Source organism: Paraburkholderia sp. J7 (assembly GCF_905220155.1).
Taxonomy (GTDB): Bacteria; Pseudomonadota; Gammaproteobacteria; order Burkholderiales; family Burkholderiaceae; genus Paraburkholderia.
The window spans coordinates 123,732-147,127 of record NZ_CAJMYZ010000008.1 but is presented as its reverse complement, the minus strand read 5'-3'; the positions used below and the strand labels follow the sequence as shown (position 1 = coordinate 147,127).

The following is a 23,396-nucleotide window of genomic DNA, read 5'->3' as shown; positions in this document are numbered from 1 at the left end:
CCTTGCTCATTTTCTTACTTGCCGAATGGGCGATCGCAGCGCTCCAGCGTGAACTGCGGCGCGACGTAGCCGGTTTCGACACCCATCGTGTTGACGATGTGCGGGGCGTCGAATTTGCTTAGTTGTGCAATCTGTTCCGCTGTGCCGATGCCCAATTGCCTCAACACTTCCACGACCGTGGCATGGAGCGCGGTCAGATCGCCGTCCTCTATCTTCACCGCGATACCCAATGCCGGGCCGCCCGTGTGCGCCGCGGTCGCCGCGCTTGCGCGCACGCCAATCGCATAACTGCCCGCTGCACCCAGCTTGCCGACGAGCGCGCCTTCGAACGCGTTCATGAGCGCCGTGCAGAAGCGACCTTCGCCCGCCACGAGTTCCGGATACGACGTCATCGCGCGATAGATGTGAGCGAGCGCCTGCGAGCGTGCGTCGGTCGCGATTGTGACGTGATCCTGCGCATCGGCGAGCTTGACAAAGAGCCGCGCGAGCCGGTCGAGCGGGAAGGCCGGCGTAGGCAGATTGCAGCCGTCGATGCCCCACTCGACGCCCGTCTCGGGTAGATCGCAAACCTCGGCCACGACGCGCTTCACATGTTGCTGCAAGGGATGCGAAGGCAGATGGTAGTCGGCCAGTGCCGCGCCGATGGAGCGCGCGCCCGCAAGCATGCCTGCGTGCTTGCCCGAGCAGTTGCTGCACACCGCGCCCGGCGAGAAGTCGCGCTTGATCCACGCCTTGTACACGGCGTCGGACAACGGCGGATGGCCGCCGCAACGCAGGTCCGACTCCGAAGCGGACACCTTGGCGAGCATCGCGCGCGTACGCTCGATATGGCGGTCCTCGCTGCTGTGCGAGGCGCACATGAGCGCGAGATCGGCGTCGTCGAAACCGAAGCGCGCGAGTGCCCCCGTCTCGGCCACGGCGAGCGCCTGCGCGGGCTTGGCTGCCGAGCGCACGAGCGTCATGCGATGCGGGTCGCCGAATGTGTAGAGCAGGCGGCCCTGGGCGTCGACCACGGCAATGTGGGCGACATGCGTGGTTTCGATGACCCCGCCGCGCAGGACTTTTACGGCGGGTTGGGGAGCGCTCGTCGTCATGGTTCGTCTGCCTTGTGCCTCGGATAGGATCGCGCTGCGCGACCGATGTGCGATTCTAATCCGGGCATCCGGCTGGCGGTCTAACGCTTGTCGCGCGCCACTCGACACGCTGCGAGATCCCACGCGCCGCTGCCGACCGTTTTGAACAGCACGGGCGTGCCGTCCTGCTTCGCGCCGTCCGCCACAGCGGAACCGATCGTGCGCACGTCCGCCCAGTCGATGCCGGCCTGCAGCAGGTCGCCGGCTTCTTCGCGCGCGGCTGCCAGATCGTCTACGAACACGCGGCTTGCGCGCACCGTTTCCTGCGCGATTTCGGCGGCGTCGGGCGTGAAGGCGCCAACGCCGATCACGAGCCGGTCGTTGCGGGCCTTGGCGTCATACACGGGCGTCTTGCTCGTGGTCGCGGCGATCACCACATCGACTGCTTCGGGCACCGCGCCGTGCGCGGGCGTTGCGTGCACGCCGGATTGCGCGAGGTGAGCGCGGAATGCCTCTTCGGACGCCTCGGTGCGGCCCTTCACGTAGAGCGTTGCCGCCGGATACAGCTGACCGATTGCCTCGGCATGAAAACGCGCTTGCTGGCCGGTGCCGATCAGCAGAAACGCACGCGGCGCGCCCGGGTGAAAGACGCGCACGCCCAGCATCGAGAGCGCCGCGGTGCGCCGCCCGGTCACGGTCGGGCCGTCGAGAATGAACTCGGGCTGGCCCGTCGCGCCGTTGCACACCGTCACCGCGCCGAAGATGGTCGGCAGGCCGAGCGCCGTGTTGGCGGGGCACACGCTCACGAGCTTGTGGATGGCGATGTCGTCGGCGCTGGCGGGCATCGAGAGCATGACGCCGTTGCCCTTGAGCGGCACACCCGTGCGCACGGGTGCGTGAATGCGGCCCGCGTCATGGTCTTGCGCGGCGGTAGCGAGGGCGTCGAGCAGCGCGCCGAAGTCGAGCAGGCGCGCCGTGGCGGTTGCGTCGTAAATCGCGATGGGCTCCATCGAAGAGTCTCTCCTGACAAATGATGCGTGGGTGGGGCGGCGTGAATGGCAGCCGCGGCCTCAAAAGCGGTCGATGCGAAACGGTGCGAGATCGACGGCGGGCGCCTCGCGCGCCATCAATTGTGCGACGAGTTCGCCGGTGAGCGGCCCGAGCGTGAGGCCAAGATGCTGATGGCCGGTCGCGACGAAGGCATTGCGCGCGCCGGAGACCGCTCCGATCATCGGCAGATAATCGGGCAGCGTGGGGCGCTCGCCATACCAGCGGCTCGCGACCTGCGGGGCTGGCTCGCCGGGAAAGAGCGTCTGGAATTGCGTGGCGAGCAGATCGGCGCGACGCCAGTCGGGTGCGCCGCGCGCGCCGAGCTCGACGGTGCCGGCAAGCCGGATGCCCTGTGCCATCGGATTGCACGTGAAGCCGCGCTCGACGAAGCTCACGGGCACGCGCAGCGTGTCTTGCGAGGGTGCGGCGAGCTGGACGTGATAGCCGCGCTCGTTGGTCAGCGGAATGCTCGCGCCGAGTTGCTGTGCGAGTTCGGCGCTGCGCGAGCCGGCTGCGATCAACACCTTCGCCGCTGAGTGCGTCTCGCCGTTCAGCGTGATGCCGACGCGGCCATCGGGCAGGACACGCAATGCGTCGACGGCGGCGCAAGTGAAACTCGCACCCGCTGCGAGCGCGGCCTCGACAATGCGCTCGACGACCTGCTGCGGATTCGTGACCGAAGCCATGCCGGGAAAGTAGCGCGCATGGCTGATATGCGGCGTGAGCGATGGCAGATAGTCGCGCCGAACCTGCGCAGCCGAGAGCGTCTCGTAGCGCACGCCGTGCCGGTCGAGCAGATCGAGTTGCGCGCGTTCCGTTGCGTGCGCAACGGGTTGCTCGAACACGTAGAGCGAGCCGATGTCGCGAAAGAGTTCGGCGGCGATATGCCGATCCAGCAAACGACGCCAGGCTTGCGCCGCGCCCGTTACGAGACTGGCGAGCGCGCGCGTGTTGCGCCGAAAGCGCGGGCGCTGCGCCTGGGCGGCGAACTCCAGCATCCACGGCGCCATGCGCGGCAGGCTGCGTTTGTGCAGACGCAGCGGGCTGTCGCGACGCAGCAGCATGCGCGACAGGCCGGCCATCGTCTCGGGGCTCGCGAGCGGCGCGACATGGTCGACCGCGATCAGCCCCGCGTTGCCGAACGAACAGCCCGAACCGGGCGGCGCGCTGTCGACGATACGCACGCGCAGGCCGCGCTGCGCCAGGTTGAGCGCGGCGCAGGCCCCGACAATGCCCGCACCGATGACGACGACGTCTTCCATGTCTGTCTCGCGACGAAGAAGTGATTTCTTCCGATGCTAACCCAACTATTTCCTATAGGAAACTTTTTTCTGATCGTATATCGTGCCCGCTGCGGCCTGCGGATCAGTCGCGGCCTTGCGAGGCGCTGTAGGCGCTTGCCTGCTCGAGCAGCCACGCGCGGAACAGTTCCAGCGGCTTGCCGTGGCTGAGTTCGGTGGGGTAGACGAAGTAGTAGCCGCCATCGGCAATCGCGGGCGCTTCGAACGGAATGACGACGCCAAAGCGCTCGAGCTGACCTTCCACGAAGAACTTCGGCACCAGCGCCACGCCGAGCCCGGCGGCGGCCGCCGCGATCAGCATCGTGTGCAGTTCGTAGCGCACGCCGTGCATGGTCGCGTTGTCTTCCACGCCGAGGTCCGAGAACCAGCGCGTCCAGCCGTCCGGGCGCGTGGTGGAGTGCAGCAGCGGGTAGGCGAGCAGTTCATGCGCCTTCTTGATGGGCCGGGCGAGCAGCGACGGCGAACACACCGGCACCACTTCCTCGCCGAACAGAAAATCGGACGACGTGCCGGGCCAGGTGGGCTTGCCGTAGTGGATGGCGGCCTCGAAATGCGATTCCTCGAACGAAAACGTCTCGGTGCGCACACCCATGTTCACACGCACGTCGGGCGTGCGATCGTAGAAGTCCTTCAGGCGCGGAATGAGCCATTCGGAAGCGAACGTCGGCAGCACGGCGAGTTCCAGATAACCGCCGCCGCTGCCGTGCGCGATGATGGAAAGCGTGTCCCGGTCCAGATTTTCGAGCGCACGGCGCACCTGGGTGCTGTAGAGCCGGCCCGCGCGCGTGAGCACGACCCGTTGCTTGGCACGCACGAAAAGGCGCACGCCGAGATTCGATTCGAGCGTGGCGATCTGGCGCGACACCGCGCTTTCGGTGAGGAACAGCTCTTTGGCGGCGTGCGTGAAGCTCTCGTGCCGCGCCGCGGCTTCGAACGCCGTGAGCGCACCGATGTTCGGGATCTTGAACTTGCGCATGTTGATTCCGGAAACTCATCAAGTGACAATTTAATCTCGCTTTACGCGGCGCGCAACCATTCGAATAATGCGTTTCACGTATAGCTGGCCGAAACCGATGGCCAGCGGCCCGTTTGATGACCGCTGCCAGTCGGTATGCGGTCGTTTCCTGTGAGATTGGTGATGCGCAATTCGAACGTAGAACGCTTGTTGTCCGCGCTGCTTGGCCGCGAGAAAACCGAAACCCTCTTTGCCACGCTGAACTTTCCTTCGATGCTCGAAGACTGGGAAAGCGGCACCGTCACGCGCGCCGAACTCGCCCAGGCCATGAACATGGCGCTGTTTGAAGACCTGCTGGAGCGTTCGCCCAACGGCCGCACGTACACCAACGATACGGTGGCGCAGGGCGGCGCGGTGTACTTCGACCATGGGGCGCTGCGCACGGTGCGCTGGGTGCACAACGGCGCGCTGCCGCCCGGCGAAGCGGCGTTCACGCGCATTCTGCGCCCGCTCGGCTTTCGCCTGAACGGCCGCTATCCGCTTGACAAGCTCGGCATGACGGGGCGCGCCTATGCCCACGAAGACGCGCCCGACGAGATCGCGCAGTTCTTCGTGAGCGAACTGCACCCCGAGCGCTTTTCGGCAGCGTTCCAGCAAGCCGTGACGAACGTGGTGGGCGCGTCGAAAGACCCGCTCACGCCGCTGGCCGTGGCGCAGCTCTCCGAGCTTGAACGTGACGGCTCGCTGCCCATTGATGCGGCGTTGCAGCTGCTGCCCTTGATCGTCGGGGCATTCGCGCGACAGCACGATGTGCCATCTGTTTCGGACTACGAGACGCTGTTGCAGGAATCGGCCGAAATGGCGTGGATCGCAACGGAAGGCAACGCCTTCAATCACGCGACCGACCGCGTGGAAGACGTCTTCAAGCTCTCGGACGACGAGAAGGCCAAGGGGCGCCCGATGAAGCCCAGCGTCGAGACTTCGCGCTCGGGCCGCGTGTTTCAAACCGCGTATCGCGCCGACACCGTGGTGCGCGAGTTCCGCGCCGCCGACGGCCAGCGCGTGACGCGCGAGGTGCCAGGTTCGTTCTACGAGTTCATCACGCGCAAGCGCACGTTCGATCAGGCCACGCGCCGCTGGCAGACCGACCTGCGCTTCGACGCGGGCAACGCCACCGGCATTTTCAAAATGACCGCGAACGCTGCGTAAAGCGCGTGTATCAAACGCCCGGCGCGCTGTCTTGCGTGTCCGGGTGCGGCTCGTTGATGAGCCAGAGGACTTCCGCGTCCTCTTCGCTCGTGGAGACGGCCGCGTGACCCGTGCGGCTGTCGAAATAAATACTGTCTCCGGCTTCGAGATGCGTCGGTGCGTAAAGCTCGGAGTAGAGGCAAACCGAGCCGCTCAATACGAAGAGAAATTCTTCGCCCTCATGCCGGCCCCATTCCGTGAACTCGTCCAGCGAGTGCGCCGTCACGCGAATGCGAAACGGGTGCATCGCCTTGTGCGCGAGTTCCGTTGCCAGCAACTCCATTTGATAGCAGCCCGCCGAATGCTGCTGCCCGCCACCCTTGCGCGTGAGCGCGCGGCGTCCGCTCGCGCGCGGCCTGGGCGCCGAGCCGAACAGTTCGCCGAGGTCGATCTTCAAACCGTGAACGATCTTCTGCAGCACGTCGAACGTCGGCGACATCACGCCGTTTTCCACCTTCGAGAGCGTGGAGCGCGACACGCCGCACACGCGGCTGGCGGCCTCGAGCGTGTAATCGTGCTTCAGCCGGGCCGCCTTGACGCGCTTGCCCAGCTCCGCCGAAGCAGGCTCGGCGGGCTTGAGGGACGAGGTTTCCATTCGGGGACTCGGGTGTTCGCTGGTTGTTCGCTAGTTGTTCGTATCGTACTCTATGTTTCCGATCATAACATTTGCGTATTGTGTGGCGTCGACTGTGTCATGCCGCCTATCAGTATGCATGACTAAGTAATGCGGTCATCTGCAAGTTGATGATTTCTGACGCAAACCCAGTTCGCGCAAGGCAGGGCGCCCGCACAATCCGCCTTTTCACAACATTCATGCACAAGCAGGCGGATCGGCGCTATCGGGTATCTCCCAATGCCTGCAAGGCGTGCGCCACGCGTTGCCGTATTCCCCGCGTGAGCGGGCTTGATGAGAAAAGCGCATTACATGGTGATTAGATTTCGTTTGATGCACGCGTAAGCGCTGCAGACAATCCGTTCACGTCCCGCCGCCCGGCATCGTGCGGCGCGAGACGAATCCTGTGCGCCGAAGGTCCGCGCGACTATTCGGACGCATCACGTGCCGGCTTCAGATACCGAAGGAATATCGCATGCACTCTCGTTTCCTCGCTTCTCGTCGTAGCTGCGCGATCGCAGCGTCGTTGATGTTGGTTGCCGGCGCGGTGAGCGCGCAGGAAATGGTCGTCAAGATCGGCGTGGCCAGCCCGCTCACGGGCGGCGGCGCGGCGTATGGCAAGGACATCGAGAACGGTGTGCGCTTGGCCGTGGACGAAGCGAATGCCTCGCATCCCACCATCGGCGGCAAGCCGGTCAAGTTCGTGATCGACTCGCAGGATGACCAGAGCGATCCGCGCATCGGCGTGCAGGTCGCGCAGCAACTCGTGGACGACAACGTGGCCGTCGTGATCGGCCACTTCAATTCGGGCACGACGCTGCCGGCCTCGAAGATCTACGCGAAGGCGGGCATTCCGATGATCACGCCGGCGGCGACCAATCCGGCCATCACGCAGGGCGGTTTCCCGACCATCTACCGCGTGATCGCAACCGACTCGCAAAACGCCGGCAACGCGGGCAACTATGCGGCGACGGTGACGAAGGCCAAGCGCATTGCCATCATCGACGACCGTACGGCCTTCGGCCAGGGCGAGGCCGACGAGTTCGAGAAAGCTGTGAAGGCGAGCGGCGGCACGATCGTCGCGCGCGAGTTCACGAACGACAAGGCCGTGGATTTCAGCGCCCAGCTCACGAGCATCAAGCGCACGAACCCGGATCTCGTGTTCTTCGGCGGACTCGACGCGCAGGCGGCCATGATCGTCAAACGCATGCGTCAGCTTGGCCTGAAGGCGCAATTCCTTGCGGGCGGCGGCGTCATGGACGCGAACTTCATCAAGCTCGCCGGCGATTCCGCCGATGGCGCTTCGGTATGGGAATACGGCCAGCCGCTCGGCACGCTGCCCAAGGGCAAAGGCTTCGAAGCGAAGTTCAAGCAGAAGTACGGCATCGACATGCTCGCCTACGCGCCGTTTGCCTACGACGCGGCGTGGGTCGCCATCTCGGCGATGGAGAAGGCGGGCTCCGCAACGCCGGCGCAGTTCAATGCCGCGCTGAAGGCCACGAACTACGATGGCATTACGGGCAAGATCGCGTTCAATGCCCAGGGCGACCTGAAGAGCCCGAGTTCGACGCTGTATCAGGTCAAGAACGTGGCGTGGGTGCCGGTCACGACGCGAACCACCGACTGACCTGACCCGCTGTTGCTTCTTCGAAGGGCGCCGCTTTTGTCGGCGCCCAATGCATTGTTTCCAATAGGAAATCAAGCACGCACCGGCGGGGCGGCCCCATGCGATCTTCGTGGCGGAAGGCCCTGCGGATGCGATGCACGCGGCATGGCGAAAATCCCTTGGTTTTTGTGTTGTCGCCAGAAAAATGCGCGTGTATAGTTTCCTAAAGTAGCAATGTTTCGTATCGGAAATTTTTAAGGGATTCTACCTATGAAAGCCTCCTCCATCCTCTCGGATCTCGGTATTTCCCATCTCGCGGAAGCGGGCGACATCGCCGTGCATTCGCCGATCAACGGCGAGCTGATCGGCCGCGTCGCGAGCCAGTCGGCAGCGGACGTCGACGCCGTGCTCGCGAAGGCACAGGAGGCGTTCAAGACCTGGCGCAACGTGCCCGCGCCGCGCCGCGGCGAACTCGTGCGCCTGCTCGGCAACAAGCTGCGCGAACAGAAGCGCGCGCTCGGCAGCCTCGTGTCGCTGGAAACCGGCAAGATTTTCCAGGAAGGCTTGGGCGAAGTGCAGGAAATGATCGACATCTGCGACTTCGCGGTCGGCCTCTCGCGTCAGCTTTATGGTCTGACGATTGCTTCGGAGCGTCCGGGCCATCGCATGGCGGAAACATGGCATCCGATGGGCGTGTGCACCGTGATTTCTGCGTTCAACTTCCCGGTCGCCGTGTGGTCGTGGAACGCCGCGCTCGCGCTCGTGTGCGGTAACGCCGTGGTCTGGAAGCCTTCGGAAAAAACGCCGCTCACGGCGGTTGCCGTCAACAAGATCATGCAGGACGTGCTGAAGGAGTTCGGCGACGCGCCCGAAGGCCTCACGAGCCTGGTCGTTGGCGGCCGCGACGTCGGCGCAAAGCTGGTGGCCGATCCGCGTTCGAACATCGTGAGCGCAACGGGCAGCACCGAAATGGGCCGCACGGTCGGCGTGGAAGTCGCGCGCCGCTTCGGCCGCTCGCTGCTCGAACTGGGCGGCAACAACGCGGGCATCGTTTCCGCTACCGCCGATCTGGAACTCGCGCTGCGCGGCATTCTGTTCTCGGCAGTCGGCACCGCGGGTCAGCGCTGCACGTCGCTGCGCCGTCTCTTCGTGCACGAAAGCGTGTACGACAAGGCCGTCGAGCGCCTGAAGACGCTGTATGGCAAGGTCGTGATCGGCAATCCGCTCGAACAGGGCACGCTGATGGGGCCGCTCATCGACGAGCAGTCGTTCGCGCGCATGCAGTCGGCGCTGGAGCAGGCAAAGCGCGAGGGCGGCAAGGTGTTCGGCGGCGAGCGCCACGCGGTGGCAGGCAACGAAAAGGGCTTCTACGTGCGCCCGGCGATCGTCGAAATGCCGTCGCAAACCGAAGTGGTCCTGAAGGAAACCTTCGCGCCGATTCTTTACGTACTCAAGTACAGCGACTTCGGCGACGCCATCGAAGCGAACAACGCCGCCCACCACGGCCTCTCGTCGTGCGTGTTCACGACGGACCTGCGCGAGAGCGAGCGCTTCACGTCGGCCTCCGGCAGCGATTGCGGCATCGCGAACGTGAACATCGGGCCGAGCGGCGCGGAGATCGGCGGCGCGTTCGGCGGCGAGAAGGAAACGGGCGGCGGCCGCGAATCGGGCTCGGACGCGTGGAAGGCCTATATGCGCCGCGCGACCAACACGGTCAACTATTCGTCGGCGCTGCCGCTCGCACAGGGCATCGACTTCAACGTCGAATAAGCGCGCTTCGCTGAGCTGAGCAGGCAAGACCGGGCGCATTGCGCGTCCGGTCGATGGATCGATTCGCGCAAAACAAATCAATGCGCGCCGCAGTTATCCGCAATCTGGAGCAAGTCGTGAGTTCTCAAGTCGTTATCGTTGGCGGCGGGGTAATCGGTAGTTCTATTGCTTATTTTCTGCGCGCGGCCGACCCAACGGTTGCCGTGACCGTGTTCGAGCGCGACCCGAGTTATGCGCGCTCGTCGTCGGCGCTTTCGGCCGCGTCGATCCGGCAGCAGTTTTCCACGCCGTTGTCGATCCAGATGTCGCTCTTCGGCATCGAGTTTCTGCGCGGCATTGGCGAGCGGCTCGAAGTGAACGGCAGCCGCCCGTCGATCGATTTGCATGAGGGCGGCTATCTTTTCCTCGCCACGGAAGCGGGCGACGCAACGCTGCGCGAGAATCACGCGCTGCAAACGAGCCTTGGCGCGGACATCGAACTCATGGCGCGCGACGCGTTGCATGCCAAGTTTCCCTGGCTCAACGTCGAGGATCTGACAAGCGGCGCGTACGGCCGCAGCGGCGAGGGCTGGTTCGACGGTTACGGCCTCGTGCAGGCGCTGCGCAAGAAGGCGCAGTCGCTCGGCGCACGCTATGTGGCGGCCGATGTGACCGGCGTCGTGCGCAGTGGCCGCAAGGTCACGCACGTGATCGCGAGCGACGGCGAACGCCATGCGTGCGACACGGTCGTGAACGCGGCCGGTGCGTGGGCGCGCAAGCTTGCGGAAATGATGGACATCGACATTCCGGTTTATGCGCGCCGCCGCAGCATTTTCAACGTGTCGTCGCCGGCGCGGCTCACTGCGTGTCCGCTGTTGATCGATCCGTCGGGCGTGTATTTCCGCCCCGAGGGCAATACGTATATCACCGGCACGTCGCCGAGCGCGGACAACGATCCCAACGATCTGCCGCTCGACGAAGTCGATCACGCGATCTTCGACGACGTGATCTGGCCCACGCTCGCGCACCGCGTGCCGGGGTTCGAGGCGCTGCGCGTGGAGAACTGCTGGTCCGGTTACTACGAGTACAACGTGCTCGACCAGAACGCCATCATTGGTTATCACCCGGCCATCGACAATTGCATATTCGCCAATGGGTTTAGCGGGCACGGTCTGCAACAGGGGCCGGCAACCGGGCGTGGCGTGAGCGAGCTGATTCTGAATGGCCGATACACGACGCTCGATCTTTCTTCGCTCGACTGGTCGCGTGTGCTGGAAAACCGGCCGATCGTCGAAAAGAATGTCGTCTGATGCTGGCCGTGAGGCCGTGCAAAAAGCCCGTGATTTCACGGGCTTTTTTTATGGCGCGAAGGCTTAATGAGCTAACCGCATGACGTGGTGATTAGATTTCGTTTGATACACCCGCGAGAGCTGACCACAATCGAAGCTTGTGCGTTGCCGCGCTTAACCGTCATCGACTCCCTCCACGCCATGTACGATTTCACCGCGCCCTTTCAGCATCCCGCCGGTTCGCCCATTCGCGAACTTTTCAAGTACCTGGGAGAGCCAGGCATGATTTCCTTCGCGGGCGGCTATCCGGCCAGCGATCTGTTCGATGCCGACGGACTGCAGGCGGCAGCGGCAAAAGCCTGGCAGTCTTCCACGCGCTGCCTTCAGTACGGCCCTACCGACGGCCTGCCCGAGTTGAAGACGCAATTGCTCGCGCTGATGGCGCACCGCGGCGTGACTTGCGCGACTGAGGAGATGCTCGTGACGACCGGCTCGCAGCAAGGCCTCGACCTCTTGCTACGCGTGCTGCTCAATCCGGGCGACACGGCCTTGACCGAGCAGCCCGCCTATCCGGCCACGCTGCAGGCGCTCAGGCTGCAGCAGGCGCATGTCGTGACGGTGCCGGTAGACGGCGACGGTATCGACGTGGACAGCCTCGCCGCGCGGCTCGCTTCGGGCGCGGTTGTCCGGCCGAAGCTGCTCTACACGGTGCCGACCTTCGCGAACCCTACCGGAGCCACACTCACGCGCGAGCGGCGCCTGGCGCTCTTGCGTCTCGCCGTTCAATACCGCTTCGTGATCGTCGAGGACGATCCGTACGGCGATCTACGCTTCGCAGGCAACGCGGTGCCGTCGATGCTGGCGCTGGCAAGCGAAGTGCAGGGCGCGCGCGACTGGATCGTGCATTTCTCGAGTCTTTCGAAGGTCGTCGCGCCTGGCTTGCGCGTAGGCTGGGCCATCGCGCCCGCCGAAATCACGCGCCGCTGCGTGATCGCCAAGCAGACCGTCGACCTGTGCAGTACGCCGTGGACCCAGGCGATCGCCGCGCACTATCTGGAGGCGGGTTCGCTCGAACGGCATCTTCCGCACATCACGCGAGCGTATCAGCGTAAATGCGCAGCGCTTTGCGATGGATTGCGCGCGCAACTCGGTGATGCGATCGCGTTTCATCAGCCCGAAGGCGGCATGTTCGTGTGGGCGCGTATTCCCGGCGTGGCAATCGACGCGCTCTTGCCGAACGCGATAGCGAACAAGATAATTTTCGTTCCGGGCAAGGCTTTCTTCGCCGATGATCCGGACACCGCTTCGCTGCGCCTTTCGTTCGCCGCGCCGAACGTGGATGAGATTCGCGAAGGCGTGGCGCGCTTGGAGCGGGCCACGCATGCCACGCGAACGGCGAGCGCGGCGTCGGCACCTGTTTGAAAAGCGCGCGACTCAAGAACGGATCAAGCGCCGCGCGTTTCCCGATGCGCAACCGACTGCGCAAGCTCGACAAAGCGCTCGACACATGTCGATGTGAACGGCTCGATCCACGAGACAGCCTGTTCGAGCACCGGTGCGCCGTTCAACGGCACATAGGCCACGCCTGAGCGTTGTAGCGCCATTGTGAAGGCCGGCACGATGGCGACGCCGCGCTCGGCCGCCACGAGCGATACGAGCGTCGCAGTCTGCGAAGCGGTGGGCCCGATACGCGGCTCCACACCTGCTTGCGCGCACAACGAATCGAGCGCTGCAGTCAGCGCTGATCCATACCCCGGCGGAAAGATCAGAAACATCTCGTCGCGAAGCTCGGCGAAGTCGAGCGACGGCTTGCGCGCATGCACGCTGCCGCTCGGCACGGCGGCAACGAGCGGCTCGCGGGCGATCACGAGCGAACGCAAGCCGTCTTCGAGCGCGTTCGCTGCCGACCAGCCAAAGCCGATATCGAGTGCGCCCTCAACGATCTGCCGATGCTGACTCGCGGTTGCGACCTCGCAAAATGTGAGCTCCACCTCGGGCAGTTCGCGGCCTGCATTGCGCACGATTTCGGCGAACGCATCGGACATCGGAATCGAACTCGTGTAGCCGATCGCAATACGGCCTGTCACGCCCTGTGCGAGCTTGCGCGCGGTGGCCTGCGCCTCGCCAACGGCGTGGAGCACGCTGCGCGCCCGTTCGAGGAACAACACGCCTTCGGGCGTGAGTTTGACCGCGCGTGTCGAACGCTCGAAAAGCCGAATGCCGAGTTCGGCTTCGAGCGCCGCGATATGGCGCGTGAGTGGCGGCTGCGCAATGTTCAGGCGCACGGCTGCGCGCCCGAAGTGCAGTTCTTCGGCAACGGTGACGAAATAGCGGAGGCGGCGCAGGTCGAGCATTCTTGTTCTGGCGGTATCAATGGCGACGAAAACGGTATTGGCGCACGCGTTGGCTGATCCTCAGACTGTCGGTTGGACCAGACAGGGCGTCAAGCGTGAAAGACCCATCCATTCGAGCCGCGTTCTTCCTGTGCGGCTTCGCGGCCTTCATCAATCTCTACGCCACGCAAGGCATTCTGCGCGAACTCGCCGTTGCGTTCGGTGTGAGTGCGGAACGCGCCGGGCAGGGTGTGAGCGCAACCACGCTGGCCGTCGCCATTATCGCGCCGTTTGTCGGCACCCTGGCGGCGCGTTTCGACCGGCGCACCGTGATTGTTGCCGCCGCGCTCGCGTCGGCACTACCCGTTGTCTGGTCCGCGCATGCGTCGGGTTTTGCGTCATTCCTCGCGGCCCGCTTTGCCGCCGGCGTGCTGATGCCGTTCATTTTCGCCATGTCGATCTCGTATATCGGCGAGCGCTATCACCATGATCGCGCCACCGAAGTGAGCGCGATCTTCGTGGCGGGCACGACGCTGGGCGGCTTCGCGGGGCGTTTTGTCACTAACCTGCTCACGTCGATGCTCGGGTGGCGCCACGCGCTCGACATCGTGGCGCTGCTGAGCTTCGCCACCGGTCTCGCGATCTACGCGAGCCTGCCCGCATCGGGGGCCGTGCGTGAGGAGGGCGGTTGCGCGACGCGGACGCAATGGAAGCCCGTGATGCGCGGCCCGGTGCTCGCCTCGTTCGCCGTGGGCGCATGCGTGCTTGCCTCTCAGGTCGCGACGTTCACCTTCGTCGGTCTGCGGCTCACGCGCGCGCCGTTCGATTTCTCGACGGCGGGCATCGGCGCGATTTATGCGGTTTTTCTCGTGGCGGTGGTCGTCACGCCCATTTCGGGCCGTATGGCGAGACACCGCGGGCCGCGCGACCTTGCGCTCGCGGCGGTTGGCCTCGCCATTGCAGGGAGCTTGCTCACGCTCTCCGAGAGTGTTGGCGCGATTCTCGCCGGGCTCGCGCTCGGTTCGACGGCGGTGTTCGTCGAGCAGGCTTGCGCCAATGCGTTCATTTCCCATGCCGCCGCCCGGGCCCGGACGACGGCGATCGGCATCTATCTGTCCTGCTATTACTTTGGCGGCAGCCTCGGCTCCGTGCTGCCCATTCCAGCCTGGCATCGTTGGGGCTGGGCGGGGTGCGTGGTGTTCGTCGTGGCCGCTCAGGCGCTGGTTGGACTGCTTGTATTCGCGTTCTGGCGGCCGGAGCGTGCCAGGTCGGAATCGATCGCCATTGTTTGATTCATGATGTCGAAGCGGCCTATACACTGTGATCTTCGTCCAGCACTTCCGAGAGGAGTGAGTAACCGTGGAATTGACTGACTTCGACACACTGACTTTTGACTGCTACGGCACGCTGATCGATTGGGAAAGCGGCATTTTCGAGGGCCTTAAACCGCTGCTCGAGCGGGCTGGCACGGCGCTCACGAAGGACCAGGTGCTGGAAGCCCACGCGCGTCACGAGTCCTCGCAGCAGCGATACACGCCAGCCAGGCGATACCAGGAACTGCTGCCCATTGTCTACAAGCGGCTGGCCGAGGAGTGGGGGCTGCCGTTCACGCACGAGGAGTGCGTGGAATACGGGCGGTCGGTGCGGAACTGGCCGGCATTCGAGGACACCGTCGCCGCGCTGCAGTACCTCAAGAAGCACTATAAGCTGGTGATTCTGTCGAACGTCGACAATGAGACGTTCACCTATAGCAACGCAAGGCTGCAGGTTGAGTTCGACGCTATTTTCACTGCGGAAGACGTGGGCTCGTATAAACCCTCGTTGCGAAACTTCGACTACATGCTCGAAAAACTCGGCGAGCGTGGCATCGAGAAGGCGAAAATCCTTCACACTGCCGAAAGTCTCTTTCACGACCACAAGCCTGCCAATGAATGCGGGTTGGCGTCGTGCTGGATCTACCGCCGTTATGCGCAGCCCGGCTTTGGCGCGACAATGAATCCCGGCTCGCAACCGAAAGTCGATTTCCGCTTCAACAGCATGGCCGACTTCGTAAAGGCGCATCAGGAAGCGCTGGCAAATAAATAAACCAGCGATTCTTCATTCCAGTTCGCGATCACGCAACCATGCCCACGCCTTCCGACAATGAGTTGTTGAAAGCCCGCCTTGCGCAGGCTCGCCGGCTATTGGCGCTTGCGCAATCGGGTTTGCACTACGCGACCAGCGCCTTCGACACGGAAAGGTATGCGGAAATCGCCGGCATCGCGCATCAGCAACTCGCGGAAATGGCATCCCTGCAATCGGGCGAAGTTGCTGCGCTCTTTGCTTCCGAAACGGGATATGCAAATCCTAAACTCGATGTGCGATGCGCCGTATTCAATCCGGCCGGCCAAATTCTTCTCGTGCGAGAAGCCGTGGACGGTTTGTGGTCTTTACCCGGCGGCTGGGCCGACGTAGGTGTCTCACCGGCTGAAAACGCGGCAAAAGAGGTGCGTGAAGAAAGCGGGTACACGGTCAACGTCGTTCGGCTGCTGGCGGTGTGGGACATGCTCAAGCACGGCCATCCGCCTTCCGTGTTTCACATCTGGAAGCTGGTTTTTCTTGGGGAGATCGTTCGAGCGGGCGAGATATCCGGAGCCGAAACTAATGCGGCTCACTTCTTCGATGTCGACGACCTTCCTGCCTTGTCGCAAGGCCGAATTCTGCCGGAACAAATTCGACGACTGGATGAACTGCGCAATAACGGTGACGTCGAATTCGATTGAAAGGCTTCAGGCCGCGCCGCTATGCTCTGTCCTTACAGTTGCCAAACGGCTGCCTGCAAACGGGTCCTGCCGCCAGTCGACCTTCGGGGGCTGGGCCGGCTGCTGTTCGGCCGTCTCGCCGATAGCAAAATGCTCGAGCGACTGCCCCGCACTTGTCGCCTGCACCACCCACCGCGGGGCGTCGCCTTTGCCGTCCCACGTGTGGCCAGCCGCATCCCGGTAACGGGCGGCTCGCAATTGCGCGGCATCCGCAGCAATTGAGGCAGCAATATCGTCCGGTTCGATTCCAAATTCGGCCATCCGACGCTGCAGATAGGCCACGATGCTTTCGCGTTTTCGTTCGTCCATTTCTAGTTGTGCTTCGCTCTGAATGCAACTCTTGAGCAGAATATAGCGCAAGTCGCGTGCCGCCACGATATCACAGCTTGAAAGGGCGGCTCTGGCGGCGGTAGCGAAAGGCCCGGCCCGGAATCAGGTAGTGAGTTTCTGGGAGCGGGCCGCTTCATGTTGTGCGGCTCGTTCTTCCGCATTCTTCTTCGCAATGTGATGCCCCACGATACACCCGCCGACGGCGCCAACCACGGCGTGGTGACCTGCATAATGTCCGGCTACGCCACCCACGACAGCGCCCTTGAGGCAGCCTGCGGCTTGTGCGGTTCCGGCTGCCGCCAGTCCGAAAGTGGCCGCCGCGGCAAACATCCTGATTCGGTTATTGACGTTCATGATAATCGCTTGTGGGAAATTTTAGCTTGAAAATTGACTCAATATCGTGCGTTTCCGGTGAGCGCGGTTCGGAGTGTAGGCGGCGGGGCCGGACACAGGTGCAACGGCGGTGCGAGTTTCGTAACGGCGCGTTATCGGGGGAAACGCTTACCGGACGAGGAAGCCGTAAGTCAGCGGGTCGCGTTCGTCCACGATCCAGGTTGCGAAGCCGCAAACAAACGCGTTGCCTTCGACTTCCGGAATCACTGCCTTGAAGTTGCCGACTGTCGTTTCGCTGAGCACGCGTCCTTTGAAAACCGTGCCGATGATGGACTCATTCACAAGCGTCTCGTCTTTGCCAAGTTCGCCACGCAGGTACAGCTGAGCGACGCGGCCGCCGGTGCCGGAGCCGGTTGGCGAGCGGTCCACTTCGCGGTCCGCGAACACGCAGCAATTGGCTTGCGTCGAACCTTCGTGCCGCGGTGCGTTGGCAATGATGGTTCCGTAAATGTGATTGATTTCCGGGATCTCGGGGTGCTCGACGGGGTACGCCTTGTTCGCGGCTTCCTTCACCTCGGCGCCGAACCGGATGAGTTCCTCGACCGACGACTCGCGCACGGTGAGTCCATGCGGCTGACCGTCGGTATAGAAGTAGAAGGCGCCGCCAAAAGCGATATCGCCCTTCACCGTACCAAAGGACGGCGTTTGAACAATCACGTCGCGCTTCCAGATGAACGACGGGACATTCACGAATCGCACGTTACCGGCGTGTTCGCCATCCCACTGAACGAATGCTTCGATAAAGCCACAGGGAGCGTCGATGCCAACACGCGTTTCCGGAACCTGGCGCTGAACCCAGCCAAGTTCGACTGCCGCGGTAGACAGCGCGATCACGCCGTGCCCGCAATGGTCGCTATAGCCCTCGTTGTGAAGAAAGATAATACCAAAGTCGGCGGTTGGGCTAACCGGCTCGGTTAGATAGCCGCCGTACATGTCGGCGTGACCACGCGGTTCGAACATCAAGGCGGTGCGGATTTCGTCGGCGTTCTCTTTTAGCCACGCGCGACGCTTCACAATGGTGTCGCCAGGCAGGCGCGGCAATCCGCTCGTGACGATACGGAAGGCTTCGCCGCCGGTATGGACCTCGACGGTCGAAATGGTACGAACAGGTTTCATGATGTTTTACGCTATAGACTCACTGACCTTGGGCTGCGTCATTGAAACGACATCTACGTAACATACACCATTCACTGTCTCAACAAACTGCTGGTCGAAACTCCAGATTTTGGCCAACACAGACGAGGTGAACGATGTCGACGAAGATCCGCAGTTATCTCTCCCCCACGTTGGTTTTGCTCGCTTTCGACTGGCCAGAAGGTGCCACACGCGCCGACTTCCTGGGTTTTGCCATCGAGCGAGCCCCCGGTTTCACGAGTCCGGACGGGAAATCTCATGCGGCAAGCAACTGGCTCCCCAATCGAATCACGTTCAAAGGACCCGTGCCGGATGGGAAGCCCGATGCGCCTTCGAACACCGCGCCGATTCAAAAATTCATGTGGTGGGACGCGCGCATCGAGGAGGCCGACAGGGGCAAGCAGTTCAAGTACACCGTTTATCCGGTAGTCGGTACGCCGGACAGTCCGAATCTGCTGAACGCAGAGGCGAGTTCGTGTGAGGTCACGCTTCCGGCGCATATCGAAGACGGCGTGGGTACGTGGTTCAACCGCGCGGTGGTTAGCTCGCAGGCCTTTGCGCGGCAGGTCAAGGCCATGGGAATCGATCCACATAGCGCGCCGCCGGCCGCAGAGGCCCTTCAACTTCGAACGTGGCTTGCTAACGATATGCAGCTTGTGTTCAAGGAAATATTCCTGGATTCGTCCCACGCTGCAGCAGCTGTCTATCATCTGACCGACCCGCTTTGGGCGATACCGGCGTTCAAGGATTTTGGAACGGCCCACGGAAAAGGGAATGTTGCCGTTGTCTACGACTCGCACCTGGTGCGCGAAAAAGGCAAATCTCCCGCGCCGTCACCCAATCAACCCACGGTCGATGCACTGAACAGCGTTGTGACTTTCTGCCCCCGCGACAAGACTCATATCATGCACGACAAGCTGATCGTGACGGATAGGGGCGATAGACAAGGTAATCCGGCGTTCGTCCTTGCGGGTTCTGCGAATTTCACAACGGAAGGCATCACGGAACAAGCCAACGTGCTCCACCTGTTCGATTCGGCCGATCTCGCGAAGCTCTATGACGACAGAACGAAAGCCATCGCCAGCAATCCGCCCATCAATCAAACCGCTGAACTCGCGGATGGTTGGTCGGATGCCGTAACGGTGGGAAGCGCAGCCGTGCGCGTTTGCTTCTCTCCGGAGGCGAAAAGCAAACGTACCCAGATCGACACGATCGTAGAAGCGATAGGCAAGGCGCAGCATTCCGTTTTGTTTTGCCTCTTCATGCCGACTGACGAGCCGCTTCGCGACGCCTGCTTTGCGGCTGGCGACAAGGGGCGAATGATGTTCGGCCTCGTCAACAATATCAGTGAAAAGTCCGCTCAGAATGCGCAAGAGGCGCAAAAAGCGGGAGAAGTGGTGAGTACCACGTCTCTGGCCAACCTCGCGCTCTATCATCGAAGCAAGGAAAACCGCGATATCATCGACGCGTCGTACTTTTCCCCGGCGACCGTGCCCGAAGGATTCGAGCCTGAGCTTCGGCTTTTTCCCGGCGAAGTCGCGCCTGGTTACGCACCAGTCATCATCCACCATAAATTCATTGTCATCGATGCCGAGGGAGGCAATCCGATTGTCTACACAGGCTCGGCAAACATGAGCAACAACTCGGAGCATTTCAATGACGAGAACCTGCTCGAAATAAAGGACACGCGAATTGCCGCCATTTACCTCGCCGAGTTCATGCGGCTATACGAGCACTATCGGGCTCGCGCCATTGGCATCGAAGCGCAGCAGCGTAGAACCGTTCAACGGCTGATGCTGCAACCCGACCGCAAGTGGGCGGACAAATACTACAAGGCGAATAGTCCGGAGGAGAAGGCACGGATTGCATTGGCAGCAAGCCCGGCCAACTGAAGTCAATGACGCATTCGCACGACGACGCTCGCCCGCGTTTCGCGGTCGATGAATCCTGCGTGGGCTCGCGCGTGTTATCTGGCGTTGCTGGGCGCATCCCTGGGGCTGCTAATCACCAGCACGGTGTCGCCGGCAGCGCTCGCTTCGTGGGGCTGGCGCATCCCGTTCGTGATCGGTCTTCTGATTGCACCAGTCGGCCTCTATGTTCGCCTGCGGCTTCGCGACGAACCGACTTTCACCAACAGCGCCAGACATGCCGGCACACCGCTTGCCCAACTGTGTCGCGCACATGGGAGGAGGACGCTGATGATCATGGGGCAAACCATACCGGTGTACGCGATCGTCTACTTCATGCCGAGCTATGCGACACGTGTGATGCACATGCCCGCGATCACCGGATTCATGGCTTCCGCGTTGTCTGCTTTGCTGCTGGTATGCGTTCAGTGTTGCGCTATTCGGCAGCACCGCTCAATTCATTGTGACCGGTTTGATCAAATGGAGCGGCAATCCCTTGTCTGCGGCTTGGCATGTCGCGCCCGCGTGTTGCGTGAGCTTTTGCGCGCTGACGTTTTTCAAGGAGCGGTGCGTCGGACCATGAACCTGGCGCACAGGGAATCGACGCCTGTCAGCGCGACTGCAGCCGCCTGCCAGCGAGCGCCCGAAAATCCTGTGGCGCCATGTCGTACGCGCGCCGGAAGGCGCGTGTGAAATCAGAGGCGCTTTTGAAGCCGAGTCCGTAGGCAATCTCGATCACCGTGACGTGCGAATACCGGACCAGTTCATCGGCTGCGCGACGTAGCCTAAGGTTTCGGATATAAGCGCCAAGGCCGCCTTCGTGCTGAAACAGGCGATAGAGGGTTGGGCGAGGAAGTGCAAGCGCATTGAGCACACTTTCAGGGGAGAGGTCGCTTTCAGTCAGGTGCGCCTGAATATAGCGCCGTACCTGAGCGAACATCGCCGCCCGGGCTGCCGCACGAGTGTCGCCGTTCAGGCCCGCTTGCCGTCCAAACGCTGCGACAAGCAGCTCCGCCGCCTCGCGTATGGCGCCGTCCGCCTCCGCGGCGCTCAGGCTTGCGATTCTCCCACTGAGCGTCGCAACGTGTTCGGTAATCAGCGGCACAAGTGGCATCGACGCGTGAAGCATACGGCCATGGATGGCTTCCGGATCAGGAAACACCTTTTGCACCAACTCGCCCGGCACGAAAAACGTGATCACCCTGCATGCCTGGCGTTGCATTCGAATCGCCTGGTTCAGATCGAGCGCAAGAATGCTGGCGGGCGAGGGAGTACTGTCGCGCTGCGAGGCGCGCGTAACCACGTTCTCAACGCCACCCTCCAGAAACACATGGAAGACGAAGTCGCGTACCCGGTCTGTCGAAATCCGTGCCTGAGAGCGTTCGAGCACAAGCAGGTCCGACCGGCAATCCGTAAATACAAGGTTATTCACCGCATAGCGGTCAATTGAGGCCTGAAACGGCCTCTCCAGGGCGGATCGCGAGGGCACCACGTCAATAAGATGACCCACTCGATCCCGCCAGGCGAGCAAGCGACGTTCTGGCGGTTCGCCCTGCACACTGAAATGATTGTGGGCAATGCCATGTTCAAATGGACGGAAGACGTCGACCGTGGGTACGCGCGAGCTCATGCGAAGAAGTCTTTGCTGAAATGTGCCTGAAAGTCTTCTGGAATAGACGCTTCGAGAATCTAACCGAAATTCTGCCCGTAGTGAATTGTTCGAAAAAGGCCTGTTTCGGATCGATCGAACGCCGGCGATCGAGCGTCAGCAATCGAAAGGCAACTCGCCCTGCGTCGGCACGGCGGCGGATGCAGTACCCGTGGCGCGCTCGAGAGAGCCAATGCGTACACCGATGAGGCGGATTCTCCGATCCAGCGACACGCGCTTCAGGCATTCGCCGACAGCTCGCCGGATAGCCACGACATCTGCCACCGGTTCGGTGAGCGAGAGGTCGCGAGTGACGATCTTGAAGTCGGCGAACTTGATTTTCAGGCCTACCGTTCGGCCGCGGTACCCTTTGCGCTGAAGATCCTCGGTGACCCGTTCGCAAAGGCGCGTCAACGCCGGCGTCAGGACCGCACGATCGCGCACGACATGCATATCACGCTCGAACGTCGTTTCCCGGCTCATGGACTTTGGCTCGGAGGAAACCACGACGGCGCGATCGTCGAGGCCTCGGGCAATTCTGGCCAGCCACGCGGCGTACGTGCGCCCGAAGTGCTCCTGCAATAGTCCGAGGTCAGCCGAGGCCAACTCACCGACCGTTCCGATCCCGAGGCTCGCCAAGCGTTCACTTGCACGCGGGCCGATGCCATTCACTTTCTTTGCCGGAAGCGGCCAGATGCGCGACTCGAGGTCGTCCATCGTGAGTATGGTGAGACCATTCGGCTTATCCAGCTCCGAGCCGATTTTTGCGAGCAGTTTGTTCGGTGCGATGGCGATAGAGCAAGTGAGGCGGGTCGCTTCGTGCACGGCCGTCTTGATCCGGTTTCCAAGTTCGCTCGATTCGCCCTCGATGCCCGTGAGGTCAATGTAGATCTCGTCGATGCCCCGGTCTTCGATCTGGTCCGTGAACGTGCGCACCACGTCTTTGAACTGGCGCGAATAGCGCCGGTACGAATCAAAGTCAGTAGGCAGCAGGATGGCATCGGGCGCGAGTTGTGCGGCCTTCATCATGCCCATCGCGGAGAAAACGCCGAGGGCGCGCGCTTCGTAGGTCGAAGTCGTGACCACGCCGCGGCCCACATAGTCGCGCAGTCGCGCAAAGCGGCGCGTGCCGTCGGGCAGGACTTCTGGTGCCGCATTGCGCCCGCCGCCGATCACGACGGGTTTGCCGCGCAATTCGGGGTAGCGCAGCAGTTCGACGGATGCATAAAAAGCGTCCATGTCGAGATGCGCAATGCGGCGTGTGCGGTGGCTTGTCACGTTGCAACTACTGTGGAATTGTCCGGGCGGTCCTTGAGCATTTGCGCCGCAATGCAGTGCCCGCACGATTGTTCATCTGTTTTCCCAGTCGAAGTTCACGGTCGGAAACTCGGCAAGCCGCGCACTCACTGCGCCATAGTACTGTATGTTTGCACAGTATTCTACCGCATGCTTCCGGCTGTACCGCTAACTTCTTTCAGTGGGAAAAAATCCTGGTTGTGTCGCGCAAAGGGGCTTCGATGATCAATTCGCGCACGCCGCCGATTCTGAATAACGCGTAAGAACAGGATGGATTGAAGTGGAGGGGGCGAAGTACGCCGGGCAGGCGTGTGTTTTATCATTGCGCAACGATTGGCGCTATCCGTTGGTATCCACCCAGGCACGTGCCCATGCGAGTCCTGCCTCCTGCGCAGCATCCTCGGAATTAAACAAATCCAGAACGCCTGAAGCGTTGATGAGTTTGTTGTCCCGGGTCACGGTGCCGCTCCCCGCATAGCGTTCAGGCGTGAGGATCTCCGATTGTTGCGCGATAGCGTGGCCCCACAAAACATATCCCTTGTATATTTCTCTTTCCATATCTTGTCCAAACGTCGGTGTCGTACCCAATTCACTCACCAGCCTGATTCGGACGCGGCGTTGCGAGCGGGTCAGAAATAGACAGTAATGTTTCTCACTGCTGAACGCAAAG

22 protein-coding genes are annotated in these 23,396 nt (G+C 62.4%); 10 read left to right on the top strand and 12 right to left on the bottom strand.

The window, feature by feature from the left end; genetic code table 11:
* Positions 1-14 precede the first annotated feature (14 nt).
* The 4 genes from U5A58_RS15330 to U5A58_RS15315 form a co-directional block, all read right to left on the bottom strand.
* Entirely contained in the window at positions 15-1,094 is a 1,080-nt protein-coding gene (locus U5A58_RS15330) for an asparaginase (protein WP_321962036.1), read from the bottom strand.
* Positions 1,095-1,174: 80 nt separating this feature from the next.
* Positions 1,175-2,083, bottom strand: coding sequence for a bifunctional Delta(1)-pyrroline-2-carboxylate/Delta(1)-piperideine-2-carboxylate reductase (gene lhpI / locus U5A58_RS15325; RefSeq protein ID WP_321962035.1), 909 nt, complete (start codon positions 2,081-2,083; stop codon positions 1,175-1,177).
* A gap of 60 nt (positions 2,084-2,143) precedes the next feature.
* On the bottom strand, positions 2,144-3,385 hold the full coding sequence (locus U5A58_RS15320; protein WP_321962034.1) for an FAD-binding oxidoreductase: 1,242 nt from the start codon (positions 3,383-3,385) through the stop codon (positions 2,144-2,146).
* Positions 3,386-3,488: 103 nt separating this feature from the next.
* On the bottom strand, positions 3,489-4,400 hold the full coding sequence (locus U5A58_RS15315) for a LysR family transcriptional regulator (RefSeq protein ID WP_321914596.1): 912 nt from the start codon (positions 4,398-4,400) through the stop codon (positions 3,489-3,491).
* Between the two features lie 162 nt (positions 4,401-4,562).
* On the opposite strand from U5A58_RS15315, the gene U5A58_RS15310 reads away from it, so the two are divergent.
* Positions 4,563-5,588 (top strand): DUF1338 domain-containing protein, encoded by a 1,026-nt coding sequence (locus U5A58_RS15310; protein ID WP_321962033.1) that lies wholly within the window; start codon positions 4,563-4,565, stop codon positions 5,586-5,588.
* Between the two features lie 10 nt (positions 5,589-5,598).
* On the opposite strand, the gene U5A58_RS15305 is transcribed toward U5A58_RS15310, so the two are convergent.
* Positions 5,599-6,222, bottom strand: coding sequence for an XRE family transcriptional regulator (locus U5A58_RS15305; RefSeq protein ID WP_321962032.1), 624 nt, complete (start codon positions 6,220-6,222; stop codon positions 5,599-5,601).
* Between the two features lie 547 nt (positions 6,223-6,769).
* Between U5A58_RS15305 and U5A58_RS15300 the strand changes: the two genes are divergently transcribed.
* The 4 genes from U5A58_RS15300 (at position 6,770) to U5A58_RS15285 (ending at position 12,306) form a co-directional block, all read left to right on the top strand.
* Positions 6,770-7,867 carry a branched-chain amino acid ABC transporter substrate-binding protein gene (locus U5A58_RS15300; RefSeq protein ID WP_321934144.1) on the top strand — a complete coding sequence of 366 codons (1,098 nt, stop codon included), beginning with the start codon at positions 6,770-6,772 and terminating at the stop codon, positions 7,865-7,867.
* A 249-nt stretch (positions 7,868-8,116) separates the two neighbouring features.
* On the top strand, positions 8,117-9,616 hold the full coding sequence (locus U5A58_RS15295) for an aldehyde dehydrogenase family protein (RefSeq protein WP_321962031.1): 1,500 nt from the start codon (positions 8,117-8,119) through the stop codon (positions 9,614-9,616).
* A 116-nt stretch (positions 9,617-9,732) separates the two neighbouring features.
* Positions 9,733-10,905 carry an FAD-binding oxidoreductase gene (locus tag U5A58_RS15290; protein WP_321962030.1) on the top strand — a complete coding sequence of 391 codons (1,173 nt, stop codon included), beginning with the start codon at positions 9,733-9,735 and terminating at the stop codon, positions 10,903-10,905.
* A 180-nt stretch (positions 10,906-11,085) separates the two neighbouring features.
* A complete protein-coding gene (locus tag U5A58_RS15285; RefSeq protein WP_321962029.1) occupies positions 11,086-12,306 on the top strand; it encodes a PLP-dependent aminotransferase family protein in 1,221 nt (406 codons plus the stop codon).
* A gap of 23 nt (positions 12,307-12,329) precedes the next feature.
* On the opposite strand, the gene U5A58_RS15280 is transcribed toward U5A58_RS15285, so the two are convergent.
* Positions 12,330-13,238: a LysR substrate-binding domain-containing protein gene (locus U5A58_RS15280; RefSeq protein WP_321962028.1), complete on the bottom strand. Its 909-nt coding sequence runs from the start codon at positions 13,236-13,238 to the stop codon at positions 12,330-12,332.
* Between the two features lie 95 nt (positions 13,239-13,333).
* Between U5A58_RS15280 and U5A58_RS15275 the strand changes: the two genes are divergently transcribed.
* From U5A58_RS15275 to U5A58_RS15265, 3 genes are all read left to right on the top strand, one after another.
* Complete coding sequence (locus U5A58_RS15275; protein ID WP_321962027.1) at positions 13,334-14,509, top strand: MFS transporter; 1,176 nt, start codon at positions 13,334-13,336, stop codon at positions 14,507-14,509.
* A 67-nt stretch (positions 14,510-14,576) separates the two neighbouring features.
* Positions 14,577-15,302: a haloacid dehalogenase type II gene (locus tag U5A58_RS15270; protein WP_321962026.1), complete on the top strand. Its 726-nt coding sequence runs from the start codon at positions 14,577-14,579 to the stop codon at positions 15,300-15,302.
* A gap of 38 nt (positions 15,303-15,340) precedes the next feature.
* The gene (locus tag U5A58_RS15265; RefSeq protein WP_321962025.1) at positions 15,341-15,979 is read left to right on the top strand and encodes an NUDIX hydrolase; all 639 of its coding nucleotides are present in this window, start codon (positions 15,341-15,343) and stop codon (positions 15,977-15,979) included.
* A 6-nt stretch (positions 15,980-15,985) separates the two neighbouring features.
* Here the strand turns inward: U5A58_RS15265 and U5A58_RS15260 are convergent, their stop codons facing one another.
* From U5A58_RS15260 to lhpH, 3 genes are all read right to left on the bottom strand, one after another.
* Positions 15,986-16,327, bottom strand: coding sequence for an H-NS family nucleoid-associated regulatory protein (locus U5A58_RS15260; protein ID WP_321962151.1), 342 nt, complete (start codon positions 16,325-16,327; stop codon positions 15,986-15,988).
* Positions 16,328-16,450: 123 nt separating this feature from the next.
* Positions 16,451-16,702: a hypothetical protein gene (locus tag U5A58_RS15255; protein WP_415774229.1), complete on the bottom strand. Its 252-nt coding sequence runs from the start codon at positions 16,700-16,702 to the stop codon at positions 16,451-16,453.
* A gap of 147 nt (positions 16,703-16,849) precedes the next feature.
* On the bottom strand, positions 16,850-17,857 hold the full coding sequence (gene lhpH, locus U5A58_RS15250) for a trans-3-hydroxy-L-proline dehydratase (protein ID WP_321962024.1): 1,008 nt from the start codon (positions 17,855-17,857) through the stop codon (positions 16,850-16,852).
* Positions 17,858-17,991: 134 nt separating this feature from the next.
* Here lhpH and U5A58_RS15245 point away from each other — a divergent pair, with 134 nt between their 5' ends.
* Both U5A58_RS15245 and U5A58_RS15240 read left to right on the top strand, forming a co-directional pair.
* Complete coding sequence (locus U5A58_RS15245) at positions 17,992-19,767, top strand: phospholipase D-like domain-containing protein (protein WP_321962023.1); 1,776 nt, start codon at positions 17,992-17,994, stop codon at positions 19,765-19,767.
* 48 nt (positions 19,768-19,815) lie between these two features.
* On the top strand, positions 19,816-20,475 hold the full coding sequence (locus tag U5A58_RS15240) for an MFS transporter (RefSeq protein ID WP_321962022.1): 660 nt from the start codon (positions 19,816-19,818) through the stop codon (positions 20,473-20,475).
* On the opposite strand, the gene U5A58_RS15235 is transcribed toward U5A58_RS15240, so the two are convergent.
* The 3 genes from U5A58_RS15235 to U5A58_RS15225 form a co-directional block, all read right to left on the bottom strand.
* Positions 20,393-21,412, bottom strand: a complete 1,020-nt coding sequence (locus U5A58_RS15235; RefSeq protein WP_321962021.1) for an AraC family transcriptional regulator — start codon at positions 21,410-21,412, stop codon at positions 20,393-20,395. The genes U5A58_RS15240 and U5A58_RS15235 overlap by 83 nt on opposite strands.
* Positions 21,413-21,547: 135 nt before the next feature.
* Positions 21,548-22,708, bottom strand: coding sequence for a DNA polymerase IV (gene dinB, locus U5A58_RS15230; RefSeq protein WP_321914635.1), 1,161 nt, complete (start codon positions 22,706-22,708; stop codon positions 21,548-21,550).
* Between the two features lie 357 nt (positions 22,709-23,065).
* Positions 23,066-23,284, bottom strand: a complete 219-nt coding sequence (locus U5A58_RS15225; protein WP_321914636.1) for a hypothetical protein — start codon at positions 23,282-23,284, stop codon at positions 23,066-23,068.
* Between the last annotated feature and the right edge of the window lie 112 nt (positions 23,285-23,396).